Annotated in this window: 16 protein-coding genes and 6 tRNA genes; 7 read left to right on the forward strand and 15 right to left on the reverse strand. The window is 39.3% G+C overall.

Annotated features, from left to right (window positions below; genetic code table 11):
* Positions 1-17: 17 nt before the first annotated feature.
* The 5 genes from sbmA to CDG55_RS11380 form a co-directional block, all read right to left on the reverse strand.
* Entirely contained in the window at positions 18-1,214 is a 1,197-nt protein-coding gene (gene sbmA, locus CDG55_RS11360) for a peptide antibiotic transporter SbmA (protein WP_087535733.1), read from the reverse strand.
* Positions 1,215-1,443: 229 nt separating this feature from the next.
* On the reverse strand, positions 1,444-2,421 hold the full coding sequence (locus CDG55_RS11365; protein WP_087535777.1) for a patatin-like phospholipase family protein: 978 nt from the start codon (positions 2,419-2,421) through the stop codon (positions 1,444-1,446).
* Positions 2,422-2,582: 161 nt separating this feature from the next.
* The gene (locus tag CDG55_RS11370; RefSeq protein WP_087535732.1) at positions 2,583-4,058 is read right to left on the reverse strand and encodes an alanine/glycine:cation symporter family protein; all 1,476 of its coding nucleotides are present in this window, start codon (positions 4,056-4,058) and stop codon (positions 2,583-2,585) included.
* A 94-nt stretch (positions 4,059-4,152) separates the two neighbouring features.
* Complete coding sequence (gene gltS / locus CDG55_RS11375) at positions 4,153-5,388, reverse strand: sodium/glutamate symporter (RefSeq protein WP_087535731.1); 1,236 nt, start codon at positions 5,386-5,388, stop codon at positions 4,153-4,155.
* A 181-nt stretch (positions 5,389-5,569) separates the two neighbouring features.
* Positions 5,570-6,916: a DcaP family trimeric outer membrane transporter gene (locus CDG55_RS11380; RefSeq protein ID WP_087535730.1), complete on the reverse strand. Its 1,347-nt coding sequence runs from the start codon at positions 6,914-6,916 to the stop codon at positions 5,570-5,572.
* Between the two features lie 422 nt (positions 6,917-7,338).
* Between CDG55_RS11380 and CDG55_RS11385 the strand changes: the two genes are divergently transcribed.
* The gene (locus CDG55_RS11385; protein WP_087535729.1) at positions 7,339-8,046 is read left to right on the forward strand and encodes a nitroreductase; all 708 of its coding nucleotides are present in this window, start codon (positions 7,339-7,341) and stop codon (positions 8,044-8,046) included.
* 21 nt (positions 8,047-8,067) lie between these two features.
* Here CDG55_RS11385 and CDG55_RS11390 read toward each other — a convergent pair whose 3' ends face one another.
* Positions 8,068-9,285, reverse strand: a complete 1,218-nt coding sequence (locus CDG55_RS11390; RefSeq protein WP_087535728.1) for a multidrug effflux MFS transporter — start codon at positions 9,283-9,285, stop codon at positions 8,068-8,070.
* Positions 9,286-9,427: 142 nt separating this feature from the next.
* On the opposite strand from CDG55_RS11390, the gene yccS reads away from it, so the two are divergent.
* The 4 genes from yccS to CDG55_RS11410 all read left to right on the forward strand — a co-directional run bounded on the left by yccS (position 9,428) and on the right by CDG55_RS11410 (position 15,870).
* Positions 9,428-11,602: a YccS family putative transporter gene (gene yccS, locus CDG55_RS11395; RefSeq protein ID WP_087535727.1), complete on the forward strand. Its 2,175-nt coding sequence runs from the start codon at positions 9,428-9,430 to the stop codon at positions 11,600-11,602.
* 79 nt (positions 11,603-11,681) lie between these two features.
* Complete coding sequence (locus CDG55_RS11400; protein WP_005161985.1) at positions 11,682-12,266, forward strand: YcxB family protein; 585 nt, start codon at positions 11,682-11,684, stop codon at positions 12,264-12,266.
* Positions 12,267-12,424: 158 nt separating this feature from the next.
* Positions 12,425-14,962, forward strand: coding sequence for a PepSY domain-containing protein (locus CDG55_RS11405; protein WP_087535726.1), 2,538 nt, complete (start codon positions 12,425-12,427; stop codon positions 14,960-14,962).
* 122 nt (positions 14,963-15,084) lie between these two features.
* Entirely contained in the window at positions 15,085-15,870 is a 786-nt protein-coding gene (locus CDG55_RS11410) for a YdcF family protein (protein ID WP_005161991.1), read from the forward strand.
* A 31-nt stretch (positions 15,871-15,901) separates the two neighbouring features.
* On the opposite strand, the gene CDG55_RS11415 is transcribed toward CDG55_RS11410, so the two are convergent.
* The 9 genes from CDG55_RS11415 to CDG55_RS11455 form a co-directional block, all read right to left on the reverse strand.
* Positions 15,902-16,372, reverse strand: coding sequence for a DUF2750 domain-containing protein (locus CDG55_RS11415; protein ID WP_005161994.1), 471 nt, complete (start codon positions 16,370-16,372; stop codon positions 15,902-15,904).
* Between the two features lie 88 nt (positions 16,373-16,460).
* Positions 16,461-16,536, reverse strand: a tRNA-Val gene (locus CDG55_RS11420).
* An 82-nt stretch (positions 16,537-16,618) separates the two neighbouring features.
* Positions 16,619-16,695, reverse strand: a tRNA-Asp gene (locus CDG55_RS11425).
* Between the two features lie 38 nt (positions 16,696-16,733).
* Positions 16,734-16,809 (reverse strand) — tRNA-Val (locus CDG55_RS11430).
* A 103-nt stretch (positions 16,810-16,912) separates the two neighbouring features.
* Positions 16,913-16,989 (reverse strand) — tRNA-Asp (locus CDG55_RS11435).
* Between the two features lie 45 nt (positions 16,990-17,034).
* Positions 17,035-17,111 (reverse strand) — tRNA-Asp (locus CDG55_RS11440).
* 23 nt (positions 17,112-17,134) lie between these two features.
* A tRNA-Val gene (locus CDG55_RS11445) sits at positions 17,135-17,210 on the reverse strand.
* A 166-nt stretch (positions 17,211-17,376) separates the two neighbouring features.
* The gene (elsL, locus tag CDG55_RS11450; RefSeq protein ID WP_005161998.1) at positions 17,377-17,883 is read right to left on the reverse strand and encodes a cell wall-recycling L,D-carboxypeptidase ElsL; all 507 of its coding nucleotides are present in this window, start codon (positions 17,881-17,883) and stop codon (positions 17,377-17,379) included.
* Positions 17,884-18,270: 387 nt separating this feature from the next.
* The gene (locus CDG55_RS11455) at positions 18,271-18,636 is read right to left on the reverse strand and encodes a YbaN family protein (RefSeq protein ID WP_087535725.1); all 366 of its coding nucleotides are present in this window, start codon (positions 18,634-18,636) and stop codon (positions 18,271-18,273) included.
* Between the two features lie 100 nt (positions 18,637-18,736).
* Here CDG55_RS11455 and CDG55_RS11460 point away from each other — a divergent pair, with 100 nt between their 5' ends.
* Both CDG55_RS11460 and CDG55_RS11465 read left to right on the forward strand, forming a co-directional pair.
* A complete protein-coding gene (locus tag CDG55_RS11460) occupies positions 18,737-19,618 on the forward strand; it encodes a DUF1853 family protein (RefSeq protein WP_087535724.1) in 882 nt (293 codons plus the stop codon).
* A 100-nt stretch (positions 19,619-19,718) separates the two neighbouring features.
* Positions 19,719-19,862 carry an entericidin A/B family lipoprotein gene (locus tag CDG55_RS11465; RefSeq protein ID WP_017196706.1) on the forward strand — a complete coding sequence of 48 codons (144 nt, stop codon included), beginning with the start codon at positions 19,719-19,721 and terminating at the stop codon, positions 19,860-19,862.
* Positions 19,863-19,885: the final 23 nt, after the last annotated feature.

The raw sequence follows: 19,885 nt of genomic DNA on the forward strand, positions 1-19,885 counted from the left end.
AGGTTTTTTAATCACACTTATTTTTTTAAAATTGACTCGAAAGCTTTTAAACGTTTATAAATTGAGAGTAATTCAATAATCGTTTTCCAAGAACTGATGAGATATTGAAATGATTCACGCACTTTATCAAAGATGTTACTAATTTGGTTGATCAAGCCTAAAGTCATTTTACCTGATGCAATCGCTGGAAATAGGACAACTAAGCTGTATAAAACATCGAGTTGCTTATACCAAATCGCGACTAGATTAAAATAAGCATAGTGGAAATAAAGTCTAAAATAATTTAAACGAACTTTACTGAATAACTCTTTTAACGTGATTGGATCAGCTCTATTCGGATGATCTTCACCATAAACCAGTTCCTTACGATAAGCTGCTTCAACTTTTTGATTGTTAAATTGCAAGCCTGGTAGTTTTTGCCCGACAAACATTAAAATAATCGTACCCACGATAGCCCAAACCACAGCCGCCCACACCAATGAGTGTTTGATTTCACCAACGACAGGTAAGACAGGTACTTTTTCTGAAATTTTGAACAATAGCGGTAAAAAGGCAATGAGAACCATCACAGATTTAATCAACTCAACACCTAAATCCTCGACGATAGTTGCGAAGCGCATCGTATCTTCCTGAATACGCTGCGAAGCACCTTCAACGTGGCGTAATTGCTCCCAATTTTCTGTGTAGTATTCATTCATTGCTGTCCGCCAGCGAAATACATAATGACTGGTGAAAAAGGCATTAATTACAGCAAATGTAACAGCAACCATCGCAATATAAAGGAATGTTAGCGTACCTTTATATAGATCATTAATATTACCGCCACCTTCACTTAGCATCTTTTGGATCATATCCCAAAATGGACCATACCAAGCATTGATCGCAACACTCACCTGCACGCCAAACCAGATATTAAACAGGATAAAAGCTGAACCCCAGATTGACCACTTCTGCCATTTGTTATCAGAAAAAAATCGCCAGAATCCTGCAAAAAGTGCTGTTGAAGCCAAAAACCAAATATAAAACCAAATGAACGATGCTGATAAAAATCGACTCACACCAACAGGTAGCTCTACTTCAGCATAACCTTTGGTAAAACCGAGATATTCACCCCAACTATGACCACCTGTATACCAAAGCAGCATATTCAGGGCTAACCACACAACGACTGAAATAAAGAACAAGCGTGGATTAGGAAAAAAAGATTTAAACATCGCGTTTAACAATCCTTGTAGTGTTGCTATTGACGTTGGAACGTCATCCTATAATTTCAAACTTAAATTTGTCTGATAAAAAAGTTTAATGAATGGTAGTTATTTACCTGTTTTCTCAATTTTTTGATAGCTTTTTGTAGCGTATTTACAATTTGTTTAATAAACATCAACTGGATAGACGAACTTAAACATTATCGCTGTCTATCCTTAATTTAATATTTTGCAGAAACTATGGCTCAAGGCTACTCATTTTTAAAGCTAAATCCTGTTGATTTAAATCAACTTGCTTTGTTTTGCTTTTAATTACCCATTGAATATTGGCCAATTTTTCTTTTGCAGCATCAATACCCGCTTGCATAGTCATTTCACGACCTTTGATATCAAAGATATGCGCTTTTTCACGTAGATCAGGCTGAATGACAATATCTGCATTTTTCAATTCTTCTTCAGCCAAACGTCCTTGCATAATGTTGATATTTTGGTTGAATAGCCCCCAAACATTACTGGTTTCAGTATGAATAGGTTGTGCCAAAATATCCACTGCAATCACCACATCTGCGCCTAAATCCCGTGCAACCTGTACAGGCACAGGACTGACTAGGCCTCCATCAACATATTCCACATTACGGATCTTGGTTGGTATAAACATACTCGGAATCGAAGCAGATGCACGTACTGCTTGGCCTGTATTACCATAATTGAATACAGTTTTGGTGCCGTCTTTTAATTCCGTTGCAACCACATACATCGGGATTTTTAACTTCTGTAAAGGAATGTTTTGGACTTGCTCATTCACATAGTCCTCAACTTTTTTACCATCAAAGAAACCTTTTAAACTGATATTCACTTCTCTTACATCGGTAGCCTTAAGCTTAAGCGCAATATCTCTCAACTCTGCAGCGGATTTACCACTTGCATAAATTGAACCTACAATACTGCCTGCACTTGTACCTACAATAAAATCAGGGCGAATACCTTGCTGTTCCAACACTTCAAGTACGCCGATATGAGCATATCCACGTGCCCCACCACTGCCGAGTACTAAGGCAACAACGGGTCTTTTTTCTTGTTGTTTAATATGTGCAAAGGGCTGAACAACTGCTTGTACTTGGGCATCTTCAACTAAAGGTTTTAAATGCGAAGTCGTTTGACAACCCGCCAAAATCACCATTGAAAGTCCAAGCGTCAATAATTTAAGCTGTTTCATATGCTGTCTTGCCATATCTACGTGGTTCTATCTTTTAATTTTAACGCCATTATTGGTGAAATGCTGTATCAATTTTTATGTATATATCCACAATATATTGATAAAAAACCCCTCGAAAGGGGCTTTAATTTAGTGAAGTAAGCCTTTATAAATCCAATAACTTACCAGATATCAGAATCTACTTTTTTCTTTAGCTCAGGATATTGATCAATCTTGAACTCTGGTTCCTTGATCCCTTTTTTAAGCTGAGAGGTATAATCTTTCAACAATATGCGTGCCATTGGTGTTAACAGCAGGATTGCCACAAGGTTAATGGTGGCCATCAAGCCCATTGAAAGGTCGGCCATTGACCAGATTAAAGGTACACTTGTGATCGCCCCGAAATAGACCATTGCCAATACCAGCAGGCGGAAAATGAACATGACCTTTGGGTTGTCATTAATGAACTGTACATTGCTTTCAGCATAGGCATAGTTACCAATAATTGAGGTAAAGGCAAACAGGAACAGGATAATGGCAAGGAAGCCTCCACCCCAACCACCAATTTGGCTCTCCAATGCTTTTTGGGTCAATGTCACGCCCTCAAAGCCAGCTTCATGATACAGACCAGACACCATGATGATGATCGCAGTACATGAACACACCACGAAAGTATCAACAAATACACCCAGCATTTGTACCAACCCCTGATTCACAGGATGCTTCACATCAGAGGCAGCAGCAGCGTTTGGCGCTGAACCCATGCCTGCCTCGTTGGAGAACAAGCCACGCTTGATGCCCATCATCATTGCCATAGAAATCATCGCACCAAAGAAACCACCTGCTGCCGCATTGAACTGGAATGCTTCGGTGAAGATCAGTTTAAAAATCTCAGGCAACATCGGCAAGTTGGTTATCGCGATGTACAAGGCGACCATGATATAAAGCAATGCCATGAAAGGAACATTACCTTCGGCAACCTTGGCGATACGCTTGATCCCACCAAAGATGATCAATGCCGTCATAACCACCAATGCAATACCAACCCATGACACTTCAAAATTAAGACTACCGAGACCCAATACAAAATTGGCTTTATCCCATCCCCATGCATGTGAGGTTGCCCCAATAATCGCATTTGCCTGCACGGCATTAAATACAAAGCCATAAGCTAGAATGAGTGACAGTGCAAAAACAATCCCCAGCCATTTTTGTTTTAAGCCCTGAGTAATATAGTACGCAGGTCCACCTCGGAATTGCTTGTTTTGATGGTCTCTCACCTTAAACAACTGGGCAAGCGATGATTCAACAAATGCAGAACTCATGCCAAGAAAGGCAGTGAACCACATCCAGAACACGGCCCCAGGACCACCAATGGCGATTGCTATGGCAACACCAGCAACGTTACCAACACCGACACGGCTTGCAAGACCCGTGACGAAAGCCTGAAATGGTGTAATGCCATGTTCATCTTGCGTCTCTTTACGGCTTCCTTTCATCACAAGAATGCTGTGCAGGAACAAGCGAAGCTGTACCGCACCCGTAACGAATGTGTAAAACACCCCAACCGCAACCAATAAGACGACCAGAAAATTCCAGAGTGGATCATTCAGGAATTGTACCCACGACATCAGCGTGGCATTTAATTGTTCATTCATCACTTATTCGCTTTAAAATATTTTATGTACGACCGTACATATACGATAACAATCGATGAACCAAAAAAGCCCCACATGGGGCTTTTGATCCGACTTAGGCAAAGAATTTCAAAATTAATTGAATTACTGTTGCATTAATTAAATCAACAAAGAACGCACCACAAAGCGGAACAATTAAAAATGCTTTATGTGATGGTCCATACATGTTGGTAATTGCTTGCATGTTAGCAACAGCTGTTGGCGTTGCTCCCATACCGAAACCACAGTGACCAGCAGCAAGAACTGCTGCATCATAATTTTTGCCCATGACGCGGAAAGTAATAAATGCTGCATACAACGCCATGGTAATGGTTTGTGCACCCAAAATTACAACCAGCGGGCCAGCCAAATCGGCTAATTGCCACAACTTTAATGACAACAATGCCATCGCTAAATAAAGTGACAAAGATGCATTACCAAACACATCAATTGCACGATCAAAAATATCAACTTTTAATACGCTTTCTAAAATATTACGTAGGATGACACCACCACCCAATGCCCATACAAAGGTTGGTAACTCAAACCATGTGCCTTTGCTATAACCTGTCATAAACTCAGCAAATGCTAAACATGCAGCAAACATGCCGAGCGTTGTAATCGCATTATCAGCAGTAATTAAACGTACTTGATGTGGATTTTCAAATGGTGCGAGTTCATCAGGGTGTTGATCTAAATGGGTATCACGATCCTTAATCGCAGTGGATGATTGCTCTTGAGCAAGGCTATAACGGTTGATTAATAGTTTTGCAAGTGGCCCACCAATGATGCCGCCGATAATCAAACCAAAAGTTGCACTTGCCATGCCTAGCGCTAATGCACCCTGAATTCCATGTTGGCTTTCAAGAATTTCACCCCATGCCCCTGCTGTACCGTGTCCACCTGTTAAAGTAATTGAGCCTGCAATCAATCCGACCAAAGGATCAATACCTAAAAGCTTTGCGAGGCTCATGCCGACAGCATTTTGAACCACGATAAACGAAGCAACACAGACCAGAAAAATAACCAGCCCAAGTCCACCTTCTTTCAACTTCATAAAATTGGCACTCAAACCAATTGAAGCAAAGAAAATCAGCATAAAACTCGTTTGTAATTGGCTACTAAAAACAATGCTATAACCCCACATTGAATGTACCAATAACGAAACAATAGCTGCAACCAAGCCACCAGCTACAGGTTCAGGAATATTGTAACGACGCAAAAAATCAATTTGATTGACAAGAAAACGCCCTAACAGCAGCACAATGACGGCTGAAATCAGGGTATAAAAACCATTAAAAGTAAATTCCATATCTTCTTCCGTTTATTTTATTAGTCTTTTAGACGGTTTTTCCATCGTGTAGCTAATAAAATAGTAACTCTCAAAATGAGTGAAAACTCAATCAACTTAATAAAAAGCATACAGTTCTTTGTAAGAACTCAATCAAATAAAGTGATTGGTTTCCACGGATGATTACGTTTACAGGATTAGGCTAGAAGTTGTAGCGAGCCATTGCGCCTACACGGTTATCCTTACCTTTTAGACCATTAAAGGTTTTACGTTCGCCATAGATATATTCCAAACCAAACGTAATCGGAGTAACTGGTGAATACATGATGTTCCACCAACCTTGTTGTAAGGTTTTGTTCTGCGTTGTATCCGCAAAGGCTTGTTGTGCAAACTGATTATTATCTTTTGCAAACATTGCACCATACGCTAAAGTACTACGCAATTTAGGGCTAACTTGATAAGTTGTACCAATGGTGAGTGCATCAAACTCATTCAGATTCAACTCAAAACTCTTGGGATTTACATTAAAACCACTATTGGTATAGAGCAAAAACTTACTATCACCTTTTACATGCGAATAATCGATCATCGCTTGTAAAGAATCAGTAAATTTATACTTAGTTCCTACCGCAATACCCCACCCGAGATCAGCATCATCAGCTGTTAATTGATTATTATTCTTGTCGTAACTCGCTCTGCTACGCGCTTCTGTTACTAAAACACGGGCTGAAGCCGTAGCTTTGCCATCATCAAAATCATATTTTAACTTAGAGGTTAAAGCTGGCGCTCGGTTGTCGTCATTGCCTTTTTCTAAAGCAAGCATATAACTGGTGTCTGGATTAAATTTTCCGCTATAGCGAACCATCGGAGTACGATAAGTACCGATCCCTAAAGGAGAATTGAAATCAATCATTTCTGGCTGTAAATCTGTCGCCAAGAACGTAGATGTGGTTTGACCAAATAACCAATTGTTTAAAGTCATATACGCATGACGGATACGAATCGTATCGTTACTACTACCACCACGAAAATCAATTTCTAATTTCCCACCAACATCTGCTTCTTGAATGGGTGCTTTAAAATCTAGACCTAATCGCGTAACTGTTGCCGTACTATAAAAACGATCACTATTTTTTTCATTGCCTTCGAGATCAACTTTATTGATTCGGTTAAAAATAGCATCGCCGCCTTTTACCTGATACGAGGCATCGCCACGTAAAAAACCGTATAGCTGTACTTGCGCACCCGAAGCAGAATTAAAACTCAAAGGCGATTTTTGAGCAGCGATCTGAGTATTAGATGAAATATTTTGAGTAGATACTGAAACAACAGTAGTAGATCGCTGGGTATCGTACTGCGGTACATTATTTTTTTGTTTTGACTGAGGAACATATTGTTCCAATAAAGCTCTTAATTCTTTTACTTCATCTCGAAGTTGTTGAATTTGTTCTTGTTCGCTAGCAGCCTGCGCATTGTTCATCATGAAGACAGCAATGGTAAACGCCAATCCCTGAACTATGAACGGCTTACGGATGAGAGGTAAACTCATGAGAAGCTCCTGTATTCGTGTATATTTCAACATTTTTCATAAGCATAAAATTGGGTAAATAAATATGCTTATCATAGAAAACTTCCCTCACCTTCTTGGTTAGAAAAGCCTAATCGATTTTTGAAAAGGGCGTATTATGCATAAATTTAGATTATTGTGTGTATTTTTTTATTCCAATCATCATCACGATTTCAGCGTGTATCAATAAATACTATTTCTATTTCATTGTGTTACAAATACATTTCTTTTTCACATAAAGATAACAAATTAAAAAATTTTATAGATAATCTCATCTCGTTAATCTTTACTCGACTATTTTTTATTCAAATCTCAATCTACGACTAAAAATCCATCCTCAAATCTATCTTATTACTTTATAGTCTCATTAAATGAGAAAGAGCCATAAGCTTAGGAACCTTAAGATGAACATGGAACAAATCCGTTATGTGGATGATGCGATTACAGCCCGTCATTCTGTACGTGCATTTTTAGATACACCTGTTGCAACAGAGACAATCAAGGATATTTTAAATGTTGCCGCTCGTGCGCCATCAGGTACAAACACTCAACCATGGAAAGTTTATGTGGTGACAGGCCAAAAACGCGCCGAGATGATTGAGCGAGTTTGTGCTGCTCAACAAGCACTTTTTCAACAACCAGAACTCGCTGAACAATATCAAGAAACTTTCGCCTACTACCCTGAAACATGGATTTCACCATTTATTGATCGTCGTCGTGAAAATGGTTGGGGACTGTATGGTTTGCTAGGTATTCAAAAAGGCGAAAAAGAAAAAATGGCGGCGCAACAATTGCGTAACTATCAATTGTTTGATGCGCCTGTCGCACTTTATTTTACAGTCAATAAAGCAATGGGAATTGGTTCAAAAATGGATATTTCCATGATGATCCAAAATGTAATGATTGCCGCAAAAGCACGTGGCTTAGATACGTGCCCACAAGCCGCATGGAATCATTTTCATCCCATCGTTTTAGAGGTATTAGATGCCCCAGAAGATGAAGAATTAGTATGTACCGTTGCCTTAGGTTATGCTGATCCTAATCATATCGTAAATACCTTCATTACTCCCCGCGAACCCGTTGAAAACTTTACAGTATTTTTAGACCAGTAAATTGTTTAAATAACAGTATCTCTACGCAGAGGTACTGTTTTGTAGCTGTTTTCCAACTTTTAAAATTGCAAACAAACCTGCGCTAGTAAACATCAACATCATAATGCCCATATTGAGGCTCGCTTTCCATAACAAAAAATTTAAAATCACACCACCTAATAAACCACATGCAAACTGCATACTTCCCATAATCGCACTCGCAGTCCCAGCACGTGCACCCTGCTTAGACATCGCCAAAGCCATTGCATTAGGACCAGTTAATCCAATACCAGACACAACTAAAAAAAGACCAGACATTAATAACCACAATGGTGCATTCGCCATCAACCCCGCACTGATGACAACAACTGCTCCAAAGCATTGAATCGACCCACCCAATCGTAACCGCTGAAAAATACCCATTCGAGTATTTAAGTGCTTATTGATTGAGGACATCAACATAATTCCAGCTGCATTAAATGCAAATGCATAAGAAAACTGCTGCTGAGACAGTCCGTACTGACCCATAAAAACGGCTGAAGCAGAGCTGATATAACAAAATAATGCTGCGCCAGTTAAACAACCTGCAAACATTGGCAATCTGAAGCTGTCATCTTTTAGAATTGCAGCATAAAGTGTAGTGACTTGATAAGTTGATAATTTTAAACGGCGTTCAATAGCTAATGATTCTTTAAAGAAGAAATGTATACACAACCAGCAGATCACGCCAATCATTGCTAGCGTCAAAAAAATAGCCTGCCATGGGGAAAAAGTCAGAATCCATGCACCAAACATCGGGGCTAGAATAGGCGCAAGCCCCATTACGATCATCATGCTTGAAAAGGCTTGAGCTGAACCTTGCATGTCTAAGCGATCACGTATAGCTGCTCTCGCAATTACAACACCAACACAACCACCTAAAGCCTGAAAAATTCGTGCAGCAATCAAAGCCCATTCATTTATCGTAAACGCACAAGCCAAACTTGCAATCACATAAAGGCTAAGCCCAAAATATAAGGGAGGCTTGCGCCCAATACGATCACTCACAGGTCCATAAATTAATTGACCTATGGCTAAACCCAAAAAGTAAGCAGGTAATGTATTTGCAATCATTTGGGTACTTACCCCAAACTCATTTGCCATTTGGGGTAATGCGGGTAAATACATATCAATTGACAATGGACCGAGTGCTGTCAACAAAGCAAGTAACAAAATCCATGCTGTTGAATACTGACGCTGATTCGATTGTTCTACCTGCATAATCCTCTACTTTTCAAGTTTATTTATTTTTCTAAGCTTAGCATCCTCACCATATTTGTGCATAATATTAGAGTCTGCTGATACCTGAAAAATGTTAACAGGCATGATCATAAATTGATTGCCGAATATAAAAGGACAACCATTGAATCCTTGGCTCGCACGTTTAAAACAAACCACCTATAACACCACGTTAATGTATAACGTGCGCATGCTGATTGCTTTCGCAGGAACAGCATTCGTTCCTTATCTTTTTAATTTTCAACTTGCGACGATTCCACTGACTTTAGGCGTTGTTGCGGCAGCAATTAGTGATATTGATGATCGCTTTTCTGTCCGTATTCAGAATCAGATTTATACCTATATTGGATTTTTTATCACAGCTGCATCGGTTCAATTGTTATTCCCCTACCCAATTATTTTTGCAGTTGGATTAATTGTTTCATGTATTGGATGGATTTTATTAGGCTCTTTGGGGCGGCGTTATGCGACCATCGCTTACGGATGTTTAGTGATTTCTGTCTATACCATGCTCGGTGTACACTTATTTGAACAATGGTATTTACAACCAGCATTCTTAGTTTTGGGAGCCGCTTGGTATGGATTACTTTCAACAATCAGTTTCTTGCTGTTCCCTGTACGAAAAGTACAAGACCAACTTTATGCATCCTATAATGCTTTAGGTAGTTTTTTATTTGCTAAATCAAACTTATTTGATGTGGACATGACTCCATCCAGTTATCAACAAAGTATGATTGATATTGCATTAGAAAATGGCAAATTGGTGGCGATTTTTAATGATATGCGAATGTCACTGTTAACCCGCTTAAAAGGTGACCGCGGTCAGAAAGATACACGTCGCAGTCTACAATACTATTTCGTTGCACAAGATATTCATGAACGTGCAGACTCCGCACATATTGATTATCAAAAGCTAGCGAAAGTATTTCAACACAGTGATATCTTATTTCGTTTTCAACGCATTCTCACGATTCAGGGTAAAGCCTGTCAGGATTTAGCCCAATCAATTTTAAGCCGTACCCCTTATGTGCATAACAAACGCTTTAAACACAGCTTTGAAAATTTAAGAGTTTCCTTAGAAAAATTAAGAGAAGATGGACTTTATGATCAAGTTCGCATCAATGCATTATTTGCACTCTATCAAAATCTTAAATCGATTGATGCACAATTACAGAATTTAGAAACGGAAAGAAATCTGAAATTAATCAATGCACAACAAGCAGAAAATCAACTAAAAGACGATGATCTAAAAGGTTGGAATGATATTCTAGTCCGTGTTAAACAACATTTAACCCCTGAGTCTGTGTTATTTCGCCATGCGGTTAGACTTTCAATCGTGTTGTTTATTGGTTATGTCTTTATTCAAGTAACCCACATTGCTTACGGTTACTGGATTTTGCTCACAGCATTGTTTGTTTGCCAACCTAACTTTAATGCTACCAAACGCCGCTTATATTTGCGAATTGTTGGAACCCTAATCGGTATTATCGTGGGGCTAACCATCATCTATTTTATTCCTTCGGTTGAAGGGCAACTGGTGATGTTAGTTCTTAGTGGCGTATTATTTTTAGAACTTCGAAGTAAACAGTATGCTCAAGCAACAGCTTTTATTACGATTCTCGCTTTAATTAACTTTAATCTAGATGGTTCTGCATTTGCGGCAGGTTTCCCACGCTTTATTGATACCTTGATCGGCTGTGCCTTGGCGTGGTTTGGGGTCAGTTTCATTTGGCCAGATTGGAAATTCCGCAGGCTACCTCGCTCGATCCAACGTTCTTTACAAGCCCAATGTACCTACTTAGCAGAAGTAATTGAGCAATATCACCAAGGTCGTAATAATGCATTAAATTATCGTGTAGTTCGGCGTGCTGCGCACAATACTGATGCAGAAGTTGCTTCTCTTATTTCCACGCTTGCCACAGAACCCAATATTGAATCTACTCAGAAAACTTTGGCTTTTGAGTTTCTATGCTTAAGTCACACTTTTTTAAGTTATATCGCTGCACTTGGAGCTCATCGCGAACAAGTTCAAGATCAAGAGGTTCTAGCCCTGCTGGATCAAGCATTAGATGATATTCAAGGTGCTCTGCTTAGAGATGAAGTCCCTGATTTATCTGCACAAAATATGATGCAAACCATACGTGAGCATTTAAATCGCAATGATGAAAGCAATCAAAAATCTCTGATTATTTTACAGCAGCTTTCACTTATGCTTAGCATATTAACCCGTTTAAGTATGCTCAAACAAAGTCTCAGTCACGAATCGAACGAAGATGGCACTGAGTTTGCTTCTCTTTAATTTATCCGCCATTGGCATAATATCTTTGAGTGCCAATTGGTGTTAAACTTAACTTAGTTCTAAACTCATTTTTTAAACTATGACCGCCAAAACGCTATACGCTTATACGCTACAACCTGTTCCTTACGAAGTCTCTGAAGCTGAACAACGTCAAGCTCAACTGATGATTTGGCGTAGTACCAATAAATTCAGTAAAAAAGCATGGATGATTATGATTGCGCTTGTGGTGCTTTCATTAGTTTCAGCAGGACTGATTAAGTATTATTCAACCTACTCAACTGTATTGTGTTGGGTTGTGATCATTGCTGTGATCCTTTTTTATCTTGTGAAAAAATTTGGTCTTGAGTGGTACGTTAAACGCAAAATGACAGAATTTCCGGTTCAAGAGATTAAAGGTCTTCGTTTAGGCGTACAACCCCATGGTATCGTGATGCGCCAGAAAGTTGGATTACAAGAAGGTACTGCGACCATTGGCTGGAAAGACATTTACGAATGGTACAACTCTCCAGAGTTTATTTTAGTCAATTTCAAAGTAAAAACACCAAAAGGCGAACAACAACAAGGTGCTTACATCCTACCCAAGCGTATGGATTCTAAGAATTTCCCTTTTAACACGGTACGTAAACATTTAAATGAAGTTGTAGGCGCACCAAAGTCAATTTAACGCCTATGATTCTAAAAACCTCTCGAAATGAGAGGTTTTTTCAACCCCACAAAAACAAATGAGAATCAAAATCAATATTACCTACAAAATCTATATTATGTTCGTATTCTTGGGTTATAATTTTTGACATAAATTTCATTATCTTTTCATTTTTGACCATGTCTAAAAAAGTCTTCTTCCAAATCCATTGGTTTTTAGGGATTACTGCAGGGCTTATACTTTCTTTAATGGGAGTAACCGGTGCAATTTATTCTTATGAACAGCAAATTTTAAAATGGCTCAACCAAGATAGCTATGTCGTTGAGGCTGCTCAAACACCAAAACTTAGCCCTGCCCAGTTATACCAACATTTCAATCAGCAACAACCCGAAATTGAAATTAACAGCATTACTATTGCTGCCGACCCAACAGCATCTTCTACCGTCAATATTAAAAAAGAAGGTGCGCGTCGTGGTTATAACATGATGGTCAATCCATATACAGCCGAAGTCTTACCTGACATTAAAGGTCGTGATACCTTACAATTTATTCAGCGTTTACATCGCAATTTAACCGTTGGAGAATTTGGAGCGCAAATCACAGGTGCTTCTACGCTGATGCTGATTTTCTTTGTATTGAGTGGCATCTATCTACGCTTTCCAAAGAAACATAGTATTAAACAATGGTTGTTTATTAAGCCAAAACTAAAAGGTCGTAATTTTATTTGGGACCTACATGCAGTGGTGGGAACTTGGGTCATTGTGTTTTATCTACTGTTTGCTTGCACTGGCTTATATTGGTCTTATGACTGGTGGCGTGCAGGTATGTTCAAGGTCATGGGCGTTGAACAGCCACAACGTAATCAACAAAATAATGAACATGGCAAAGATAAACAACCTAAGCTGACAAACGCACAGCTTAATACTATCTTGACGCAAACATGGACTGGGGTAAATGCCCAGATTGGTCGTGAATACTCAAGTTTAACCCTGAATATTCCCAAAAATGCGGATGCCAAAGTTGAACTCTCTTTTGTCGATGCCATTCCTCAACATGAACGTGCACGTAACCAAGCGATTTATAACTATCAAGACAATAAATTTGAAAAATTTGAACTGTATGAAGACAAGAAGCTCAATGAAAAAATCATGAGCAGCATGCTGCCTGTGCATCGCGGCAGCTTCTTTGGTTCGACTTATCAATTTATTGCCATGCTGGCATCATTGGCTATGCCTCTGTTCTTTGTAACGGGTTGGATGTTGTATCTAAAACGTCGCAAGCAGAAAAAGCTGACCCAAGCGGCACGTCAATCACTCAACGCACAGCAGGTTGATCCAAATGCCAAGCCTTGGCTGATCACTTATGCGACGCAAACAGGTGTGGCTGAACAACTAGCATGGCGTACTGCGACTAGCTTGCAGGAAGCACAACAGCCAACGATGGTTAAACCGATTCAGCAACTGACTGAACAAGACTTACAACAAGCATCACAGGTTTTATTTGTAATCAGCACATATGGCACAGGTGAAGCACCTGATCTTGCAACAAGTTTTAGCAAAAAACTGATGCAACAAAAGCTAGAGTTAGCTCATATGCAATACGCAGTGCTTGCATTAGGATCAAGAGAATATCCTGACAGCTATTGCAGCTTTGGTTATGCCGTTGATGCATGGTTAAAACAATGCAAGGCACAACCATTATTTGACTTGATCGAAGTAGATAATGCCAATAGCAATGATATTCAACGCTGGAATCAAGCGCTTTCGGTGGTGACTAAGCATGAACTACATGCCATGAATATAGAGAAAGTGTTTGACCAGTGGACTCTCGCTGAACGCACATTGCTCAACCCTAATAGCTTAGGACAAGCAGCCTATAATATTGAACTTCGTTCCGTTTCTGATATAACTTGGCATGCTGGCGATATTGCAGAAATTCAGCCTGCCAATTGCTTAACCGACATTCAGGATTTCTTAATCAAGTATCAGATTCCAACACACAGTGTCGTTGAATCATTGAACCAAGAGATTGAACAGCTCCTGTGGAATAGAAACCTACGAGTTGAGATTCAGCCATTTAGTACACTTGAAGATTTACTTGAACAACTACCCACCCTACCTACACGTGAATATTCGATTGCCAGTATTCCTTCGCAACAACTCCTAAGATTGGTGGTTCGTCAAAAACGTGATGAACAGAATCAACTTGGTCTTGGTTCAGGTTGGCTCACTGAATTTTCACCATTGCAACATAGCATTGCCCTGCGTATTCGGACCAATGAGTCCTTCCATCTGATTGACGATAACCGTCCAATTATCTGTATTGGTAATGGCACAGGCATTGCAGGCTTGATGAGTTTATTACAGCAACGTAATCGACAAAACTATACAGCCAATTGGCTGATCTTCGGTGAACGTCAACGCGAACATGATTTTTTTTATCAAGAAACCATTCAAGCGTGGTTGAATATGGGAAGCTTGCAACGTTTGGACCTCGCCTTCTCTCGTGATCAGGAACAACGCATCTATGTACAAGATATTTTGCGAAGCAATGCTGATGAACTGATCACATGGATTGATCAAGGTGCGGTGATTTATGTCTGCGGTAGTATCGAAGGCATGGCTTCAGGAGTCGATCAAGCATTGACAGATATTCTCAGCGAAGAAAAACTAGATGAATTAAGACAAGCTGGACGTTATCGTCGAGACGTTTATTAAACCCTTTTGATATCTAAAAACGAGTGCCAGCCACTCTTTTTTTCATCAAAACATAAGAGAATTTGCCTTTCTTAGAATTTTGCATACACTGAGCACGATTCAAATTGACTACAATTAAGATTATGCAAATAAGTTCATGGGTTCGTCTTGTTTTAGCCCTTATCGGTTCAATTCTGTTCTTAGATGGCGCTATTCTAATCGCCTTTAAAAAGATTCATATTGGAACAGTACTACCGCTACTACTTGGGCTATTTTTTTGTCTCTATGCTTATTTCTATTATCATATCGAACGTTTCTTCTTCTATCATTTTCGTCTGCATTCAATTTGGCGCTTCGGCTGGTTGTGCTTTTGGATTTGGGTCGTTAGCTTAGGCTATTTCTTTAATTACATTTCAGACAATAATACCAAAACTCAAAATATCCCTACGGTTAAAGCCATTATTGTGTTAGGCAGTGGCGTTGAAAATGGACAACCTTCTGCCACATTGGCGAAACGCTTAGACCGTGCTGCCCCTGTAGCTTTAGCACAACCTCATGCCAAATTAGTCATGACAGGTGGTATTGATTTTGGTGAAACTGATAGTGAAGCGATTGTCATGTCACGTTATGTACAGCAGCACTATCATATTCCTGCCTCACAGATCATCTTGGAAGATAAAAGCACGAGTACGGAGCTGAATCTTAGAAATAGCCAACACTTATTACAGACACAACAGATTGACATCCATCAACCGATCGCGATTGTAACCAGCGATTTCCACACATTACGCGCCGCCGCGATCGCAAAGAAACAAGGCTATCGTAATATCATTATGCTTGGCGCAACGACACCAGTGACCACACGCTATAATGCATGGTTAAGAGAATACTTTGCTTATGCCAGTGGTTGGCTTCTGAATGAATATTGATTGGGGTTGTCCCCCAATCAATTTATCTCATTTAATTGTGTAGACGAATATCTCTAGGCAAAGGTAACTTTAACTCAGCAAATACATCTGGTCGTTGTAAATAAATTTGGTAAAGGAAATTTTTTACATCCAATAAAAAAGTATCAGGTGAAACCAATAGATTGTTACCCTCTGGGGTAAGGTCTAAAGATAGAATCGTATTATTTTCTTTTAAAAAAGGAATCATCTTTTCAATGAAAACCCACAGTGATACTTCCTGAATCTCGTATTTAGCCCAATTATCTTTAATCAATAATTTTGCCAAACCTTTATTTTGCCAAATCGATAATGCGTGTTGACCAGATGGGGTTGAACATAAGGCCCACCCATCATGATAAAGCGCAATAACTTGCCTTTGTATAATAATATTTTGAATAAATTGACGATAAATATCTTTTGGTGAGGAACTAGAATTTGTTGTTTGTGATTTCGACGCAGCCTTGCGTTGATATGGATTTTTCATAAAATAGTTCAATATTAGAATCATTATTGACGCTAATAATAAAACAATTCTACATAAATTACAAGGATTTGAACTAGAAGAGAAATTATGGTGGGCGCTGACGGGATCGAACCGCCGACATTCTGCTTGTAAGGCAGACGCTCTACCAACTGAGCTAAGCGCCCTGAGCGAGAGTAAACTCGTATCAGAGATTAAGTATAAGCATACTTGTTAAAACAAACATTCTCAAAAAAAGTATTAAGAGAATGGCGCAGCGGACGGGGCTCGAACCCGCGACCCTCGGCGTGACAGGCCGATATTCTAACCAACTGAACTACCGCTGCACTGCTTACTTCTATTAAGAAGTATATGTCACTAATTATGGTGGGCGCTGACGGGATCGAACCGCCGACATTCTGCTTGTAAGGCAGACGCTCTACCAACTGAGCTAAGCGCCCTGAGCGAGGTAACAAATTTAAAGCAATGCTTTAAATATTGTTTAAGTATCAAAGAATATAAACTCTAATTTACTTAACTCTATCTATTCTTGCAATCTTAAAGTGGCGCAGCGGACGGGGCTCGAACCCGCGACCCTCGGCGTGACAGGCCGATATTCTAACCAACTGAACTACCGCTGCACAATAATTTTGCAATTACAGGGTAAAACGATATTAAAACTTAAGTGGCGCAGCGGACGGGGCTCGAACCCGCGACCCTCGGCGTGACAGGCCGATATTCTAACCAACTGAACTACCGCTGCACTTGAGTTTTAACGTAAAGGCTTGGTGGGCGCTGACGGGATCGAACCGCCGACATTCTGCTTGTAAGGCAGACGCTCTACCAACTGAGCTAAGCGCCCTTAACGTCTTCATCGTTTGTGAGGTGCATTATAGAGAATCTTTACAGCCTGTCAAACGCTTTTGCCATTCTTTTCTGAAAAAAGCGTACGAATGATTAAAAAATAAGTAATTCATTGAAAAAATCAAGATTTTCGTATTTTATTTAAGCACTTATTCATATTTTCATCATTCATTTTCTAAAGTATGTTCTGAAATATAAACCAGCGCCTGCTCAGAAATCAGCTCAAATAACTCAATAATCTCATCATTCTTCATCCGAATACAGCCATGTGACATCGGAATGCCCATCGGCTCTGTATCAGGCGTGCCATGAATATAAATATATCGTTTAAATGTATCGCAACCATTTCCATGATTGAATCCATCTTCTAAACCATCCAACCATAAAATTCGTGACAAAATCCAATCTCTTTGTGGAAATTGTTGTGCGAGTTGTTGGTTATACACTTCCCCTGTCGGCTGACGTGCAATAAAGACCGTATTTTTCTTTAGGTCTGCACCAATCTTTTGTGCGACTTGATGCCAACCTCTTGGCGTCTTACCGCTATTCTCTTGCTCACCAATACCATTCTTGCCAGAAGAGATCACATAAAATTTATTGTGCTTTGGCAAATGTAGAATTTGTTGTGCTAAATCTATGACGATGTCTGCCTGATCAAGGGTATAAGTCATTTTTATCTCAACAGATGATAGAACACAGATATTTCAACATACACCCAAAGCTTTTTCTTGTATTTTTCGGTAGTTTTGATTGTTGATTGATTTTAAATATAAAAAACAAAACAGCATAGTAAGATCAAACATGCTGTTTTAGATCAGCAAAAGTAGTGTTTTAATCAATTCTCAGCGCTAAGGATTGCTTTTCTTAACAACGTAACTCACGGCATATGGGTCATATTTGGTGCGAGGTCTTGCCATTAAGGAAAAGCTTTAAGTTTGTTTATCCTCGTCACTTGCGGCATAGCTGCTCGTCTTGCGCTCGGACAAAGCGTTGCTTTTCTTACCTCGCCACTCGCAGCATAGCTGCTCGTCTTGCGCTCGGACAAAGCGTTGCTTTGTTTATCCTCGCTCAGGCTCGGGTCTTAACCACAACCACACAGCAACAATAAACATAGTGAGATCTGTAAAAATTTTGACAAGGGATGGTGCGTTGGTAAACAGCATTAAAATACCACTCATTAGCATCATGATACTTGCAATCCATTTTGCTTTACGCGGTACTGTCCCATTTTCACGCCAATCGCGTAAGGTGGGTCCGTATTTAGGATGATTTAAGAGCCAAGCATCCATTTCAGGCCATCCTTTCGATGCAGCCCATGCTGCAAGGATTAAAAACACAGTGGTTGGCATGCCTGGTAAAATTGCTCCAATGATTCCTAAAATAATAAAAATCACAACTAAACTACGCCAGAACAATGTTTTCATTGAGTAATTAACCAACACATGTTTACAACCATGCTAGTATAAATTGTTTTTATTGCTCTTTCTTAAACTTAACTTATTATTTCCATGATTGAGTAACAGCATGTCTAGCCTAATGAGTACGACTATTTTTTTTGAACCTTGGTTGCAGTTTAAGAATCCTATAGTACGTCATTTGGCTTTTTGCATCGCGAGTCCAAATATTCTAGCTCGAATCCCGCCAGATTTAGAGATAAAGCATACTTTTGAGCTCCATTCTGATCAAATCTGGCAAACTCATTATGATCGCTATGAAGAACGCTTAAAACAACTTGATCAACATCCGCAAGCCCTTATTGATTTTCTTGCTCAACTCAAAAGTACTCGCCTTGGGCTACGATTCGAGAACTTACTTTGGTTTTGGTTATTAGATGATGAGTATCACCCCTATCAACTTTTAGGTCATAGCATTCAAAAAATTGTAGGATCGGTTACGCTAGGTGAACTAGATTTCGTCATTTTAAATAAAGACACGCAAGAAATCGAACACTGGGAAGTTGCGCTAAAGTATTACCTAGGTGAAAGTAACTTAGACTTAGCGCAATGGTATGGGCTAAATCGAGAAGACACATTACAAAGAAAATTGAAGCATTTCACTCAACGTCAATTTCAGTTTGCGGATGCAAATCATCATCAGATTCAACGAAGATTTGCGATTATGAAAGGGCAATTATATTTACCGACTGATTTGAATCAGTTTGCACTCCCCAACTGGGTCAACTCGTCCCGACGTTTGGGATTATGGGGAACTAATATTCCCACAACAGATTACTATCAATTACAACGTCATGAATGGTTATGTCCTAATCAGCAAGCATCCTCAAAAAATGTAACTTGGTGGACAAATGGTCTTTATTATCATGAAACACCTAGCACCTCATTTTATATGTTTCGCCAACCGTCTTTATTATTGATTAGATCTTCTTCATCAGATTATTTTTTATAAAGTAACATTTTATAACACTTCTACTATCAAATCATTATGTTTATTTTCTGCATTTTTTCTTAGCCTCTAGGAACATCATAATTACATTTAAACGGAGAAGATGATGAAAAAAATCTTAGTGGCTTCAATCATGACTGCTTTTGTTTTAACTGGTTGTAATACATTTAAGGGTTTTGGGCAGGATGTATCTAAAGCGGGTGACAAAGTTACTCAAACTGCTGAAAAAACTCAGGATAAAATGTAATTTTAGTGAACACCCTTCGCAAA

The sequence above is a fragment of the Acinetobacter sp. WCHA45 genome (genome assembly GCF_002165255.2).
In the GTDB taxonomy this organism is placed as follows: domain Bacteria; phylum Pseudomonadota; class Gammaproteobacteria; order Pseudomonadales; family Moraxellaceae; genus Acinetobacter.

Excerpts from the sequence above, each read along its gene's own strand:
- CDG55_RS11455 (WP_087535725.1), bottom strand. The coding sequence starts at position 18,636 with ATGAAAACATTGTTCTGGCGTAGTTTAGTTGTGATTTTTATTATTTTA.
- sbmA (WP_087535733.1), bottom strand. The coding sequence starts at position 1,214 with ATGTTTAAATCTTTTTTTCCTAATCCACGCTTGTTCTTTATTTCAGTC.
- CDG55_RS11465 (WP_017196706.1), top strand. The coding sequence starts at position 19,719 with ATGATGAAAAAAATCTTAGTGGCTTCAATCATGACTGCTTTTGTTTTA.
- CDG55_RS11380 (WP_087535730.1), bottom strand. The coding sequence starts at position 6,916 with ATGAGTTTACCTCTCATCCGTAAGCCGTTCATAGTTCAGGGATTGGCG.
- CDG55_RS11415 (WP_005161994.1), bottom strand. The coding sequence starts at position 16,372 with ATGAAAAATCCATATCAACGCAAGGCTGCGTCGAAATCACAAACAACA.
- CDG55_RS11370 (WP_087535732.1), bottom strand. The coding sequence starts at position 4,058 with ATGAATGAACAATTAAATGCCACGCTGATGTCGTGGGTACAATTCCTG.
- elsL (WP_005161998.1), bottom strand. The coding sequence starts at position 17,883 with ATGACTTATACCCTTGATCAGGCAGACATCGTCATAGATTTAGCACAA.
- CDG55_RS11410 (WP_005161991.1), top strand. The coding sequence starts at position 15,085 with ATGCAAATAAGTTCATGGGTTCGTCTTGTTTTAGCCCTTATCGGTTCA.
- gltS (WP_087535731.1), bottom strand. The coding sequence starts at position 5,388 with ATGGAATTTACTTTTAATGGTTTTTATACCCTGATTTCAGCCGTCATT.
- CDG55_RS11400 (WP_005161985.1), top strand. The coding sequence starts at position 11,682 with ATGACCGCCAAAACGCTATACGCTTATACGCTACAACCTGTTCCTTAC.
- CDG55_RS11365 (WP_087535777.1), bottom strand. The coding sequence starts at position 2,421 with ATGAAACAGCTTAAATTATTGACGCTTGGACTTTCAATGGTGATTTTG.
- CDG55_RS11405 (WP_087535726.1), top strand. The coding sequence starts at position 12,425 with ATGTCTAAAAAAGTCTTCTTCCAAATCCATTGGTTTTTAGGGATTACT.
- CDG55_RS11385 (WP_087535729.1), top strand. The coding sequence starts at position 7,339 with ATGAACATGGAACAAATCCGTTATGTGGATGATGCGATTACAGCCCGT.
- CDG55_RS11460 (WP_087535724.1), top strand. The coding sequence starts at position 18,737 with ATGTCTAGCCTAATGAGTACGACTATTTTTTTTGAACCTTGGTTGCAG.
- CDG55_RS11390 (WP_087535728.1), bottom strand. The coding sequence starts at position 9,285 with ATGCAGGTAGAACAATCGAATCAGCGTCAGTATTCAACAGCATGGATT.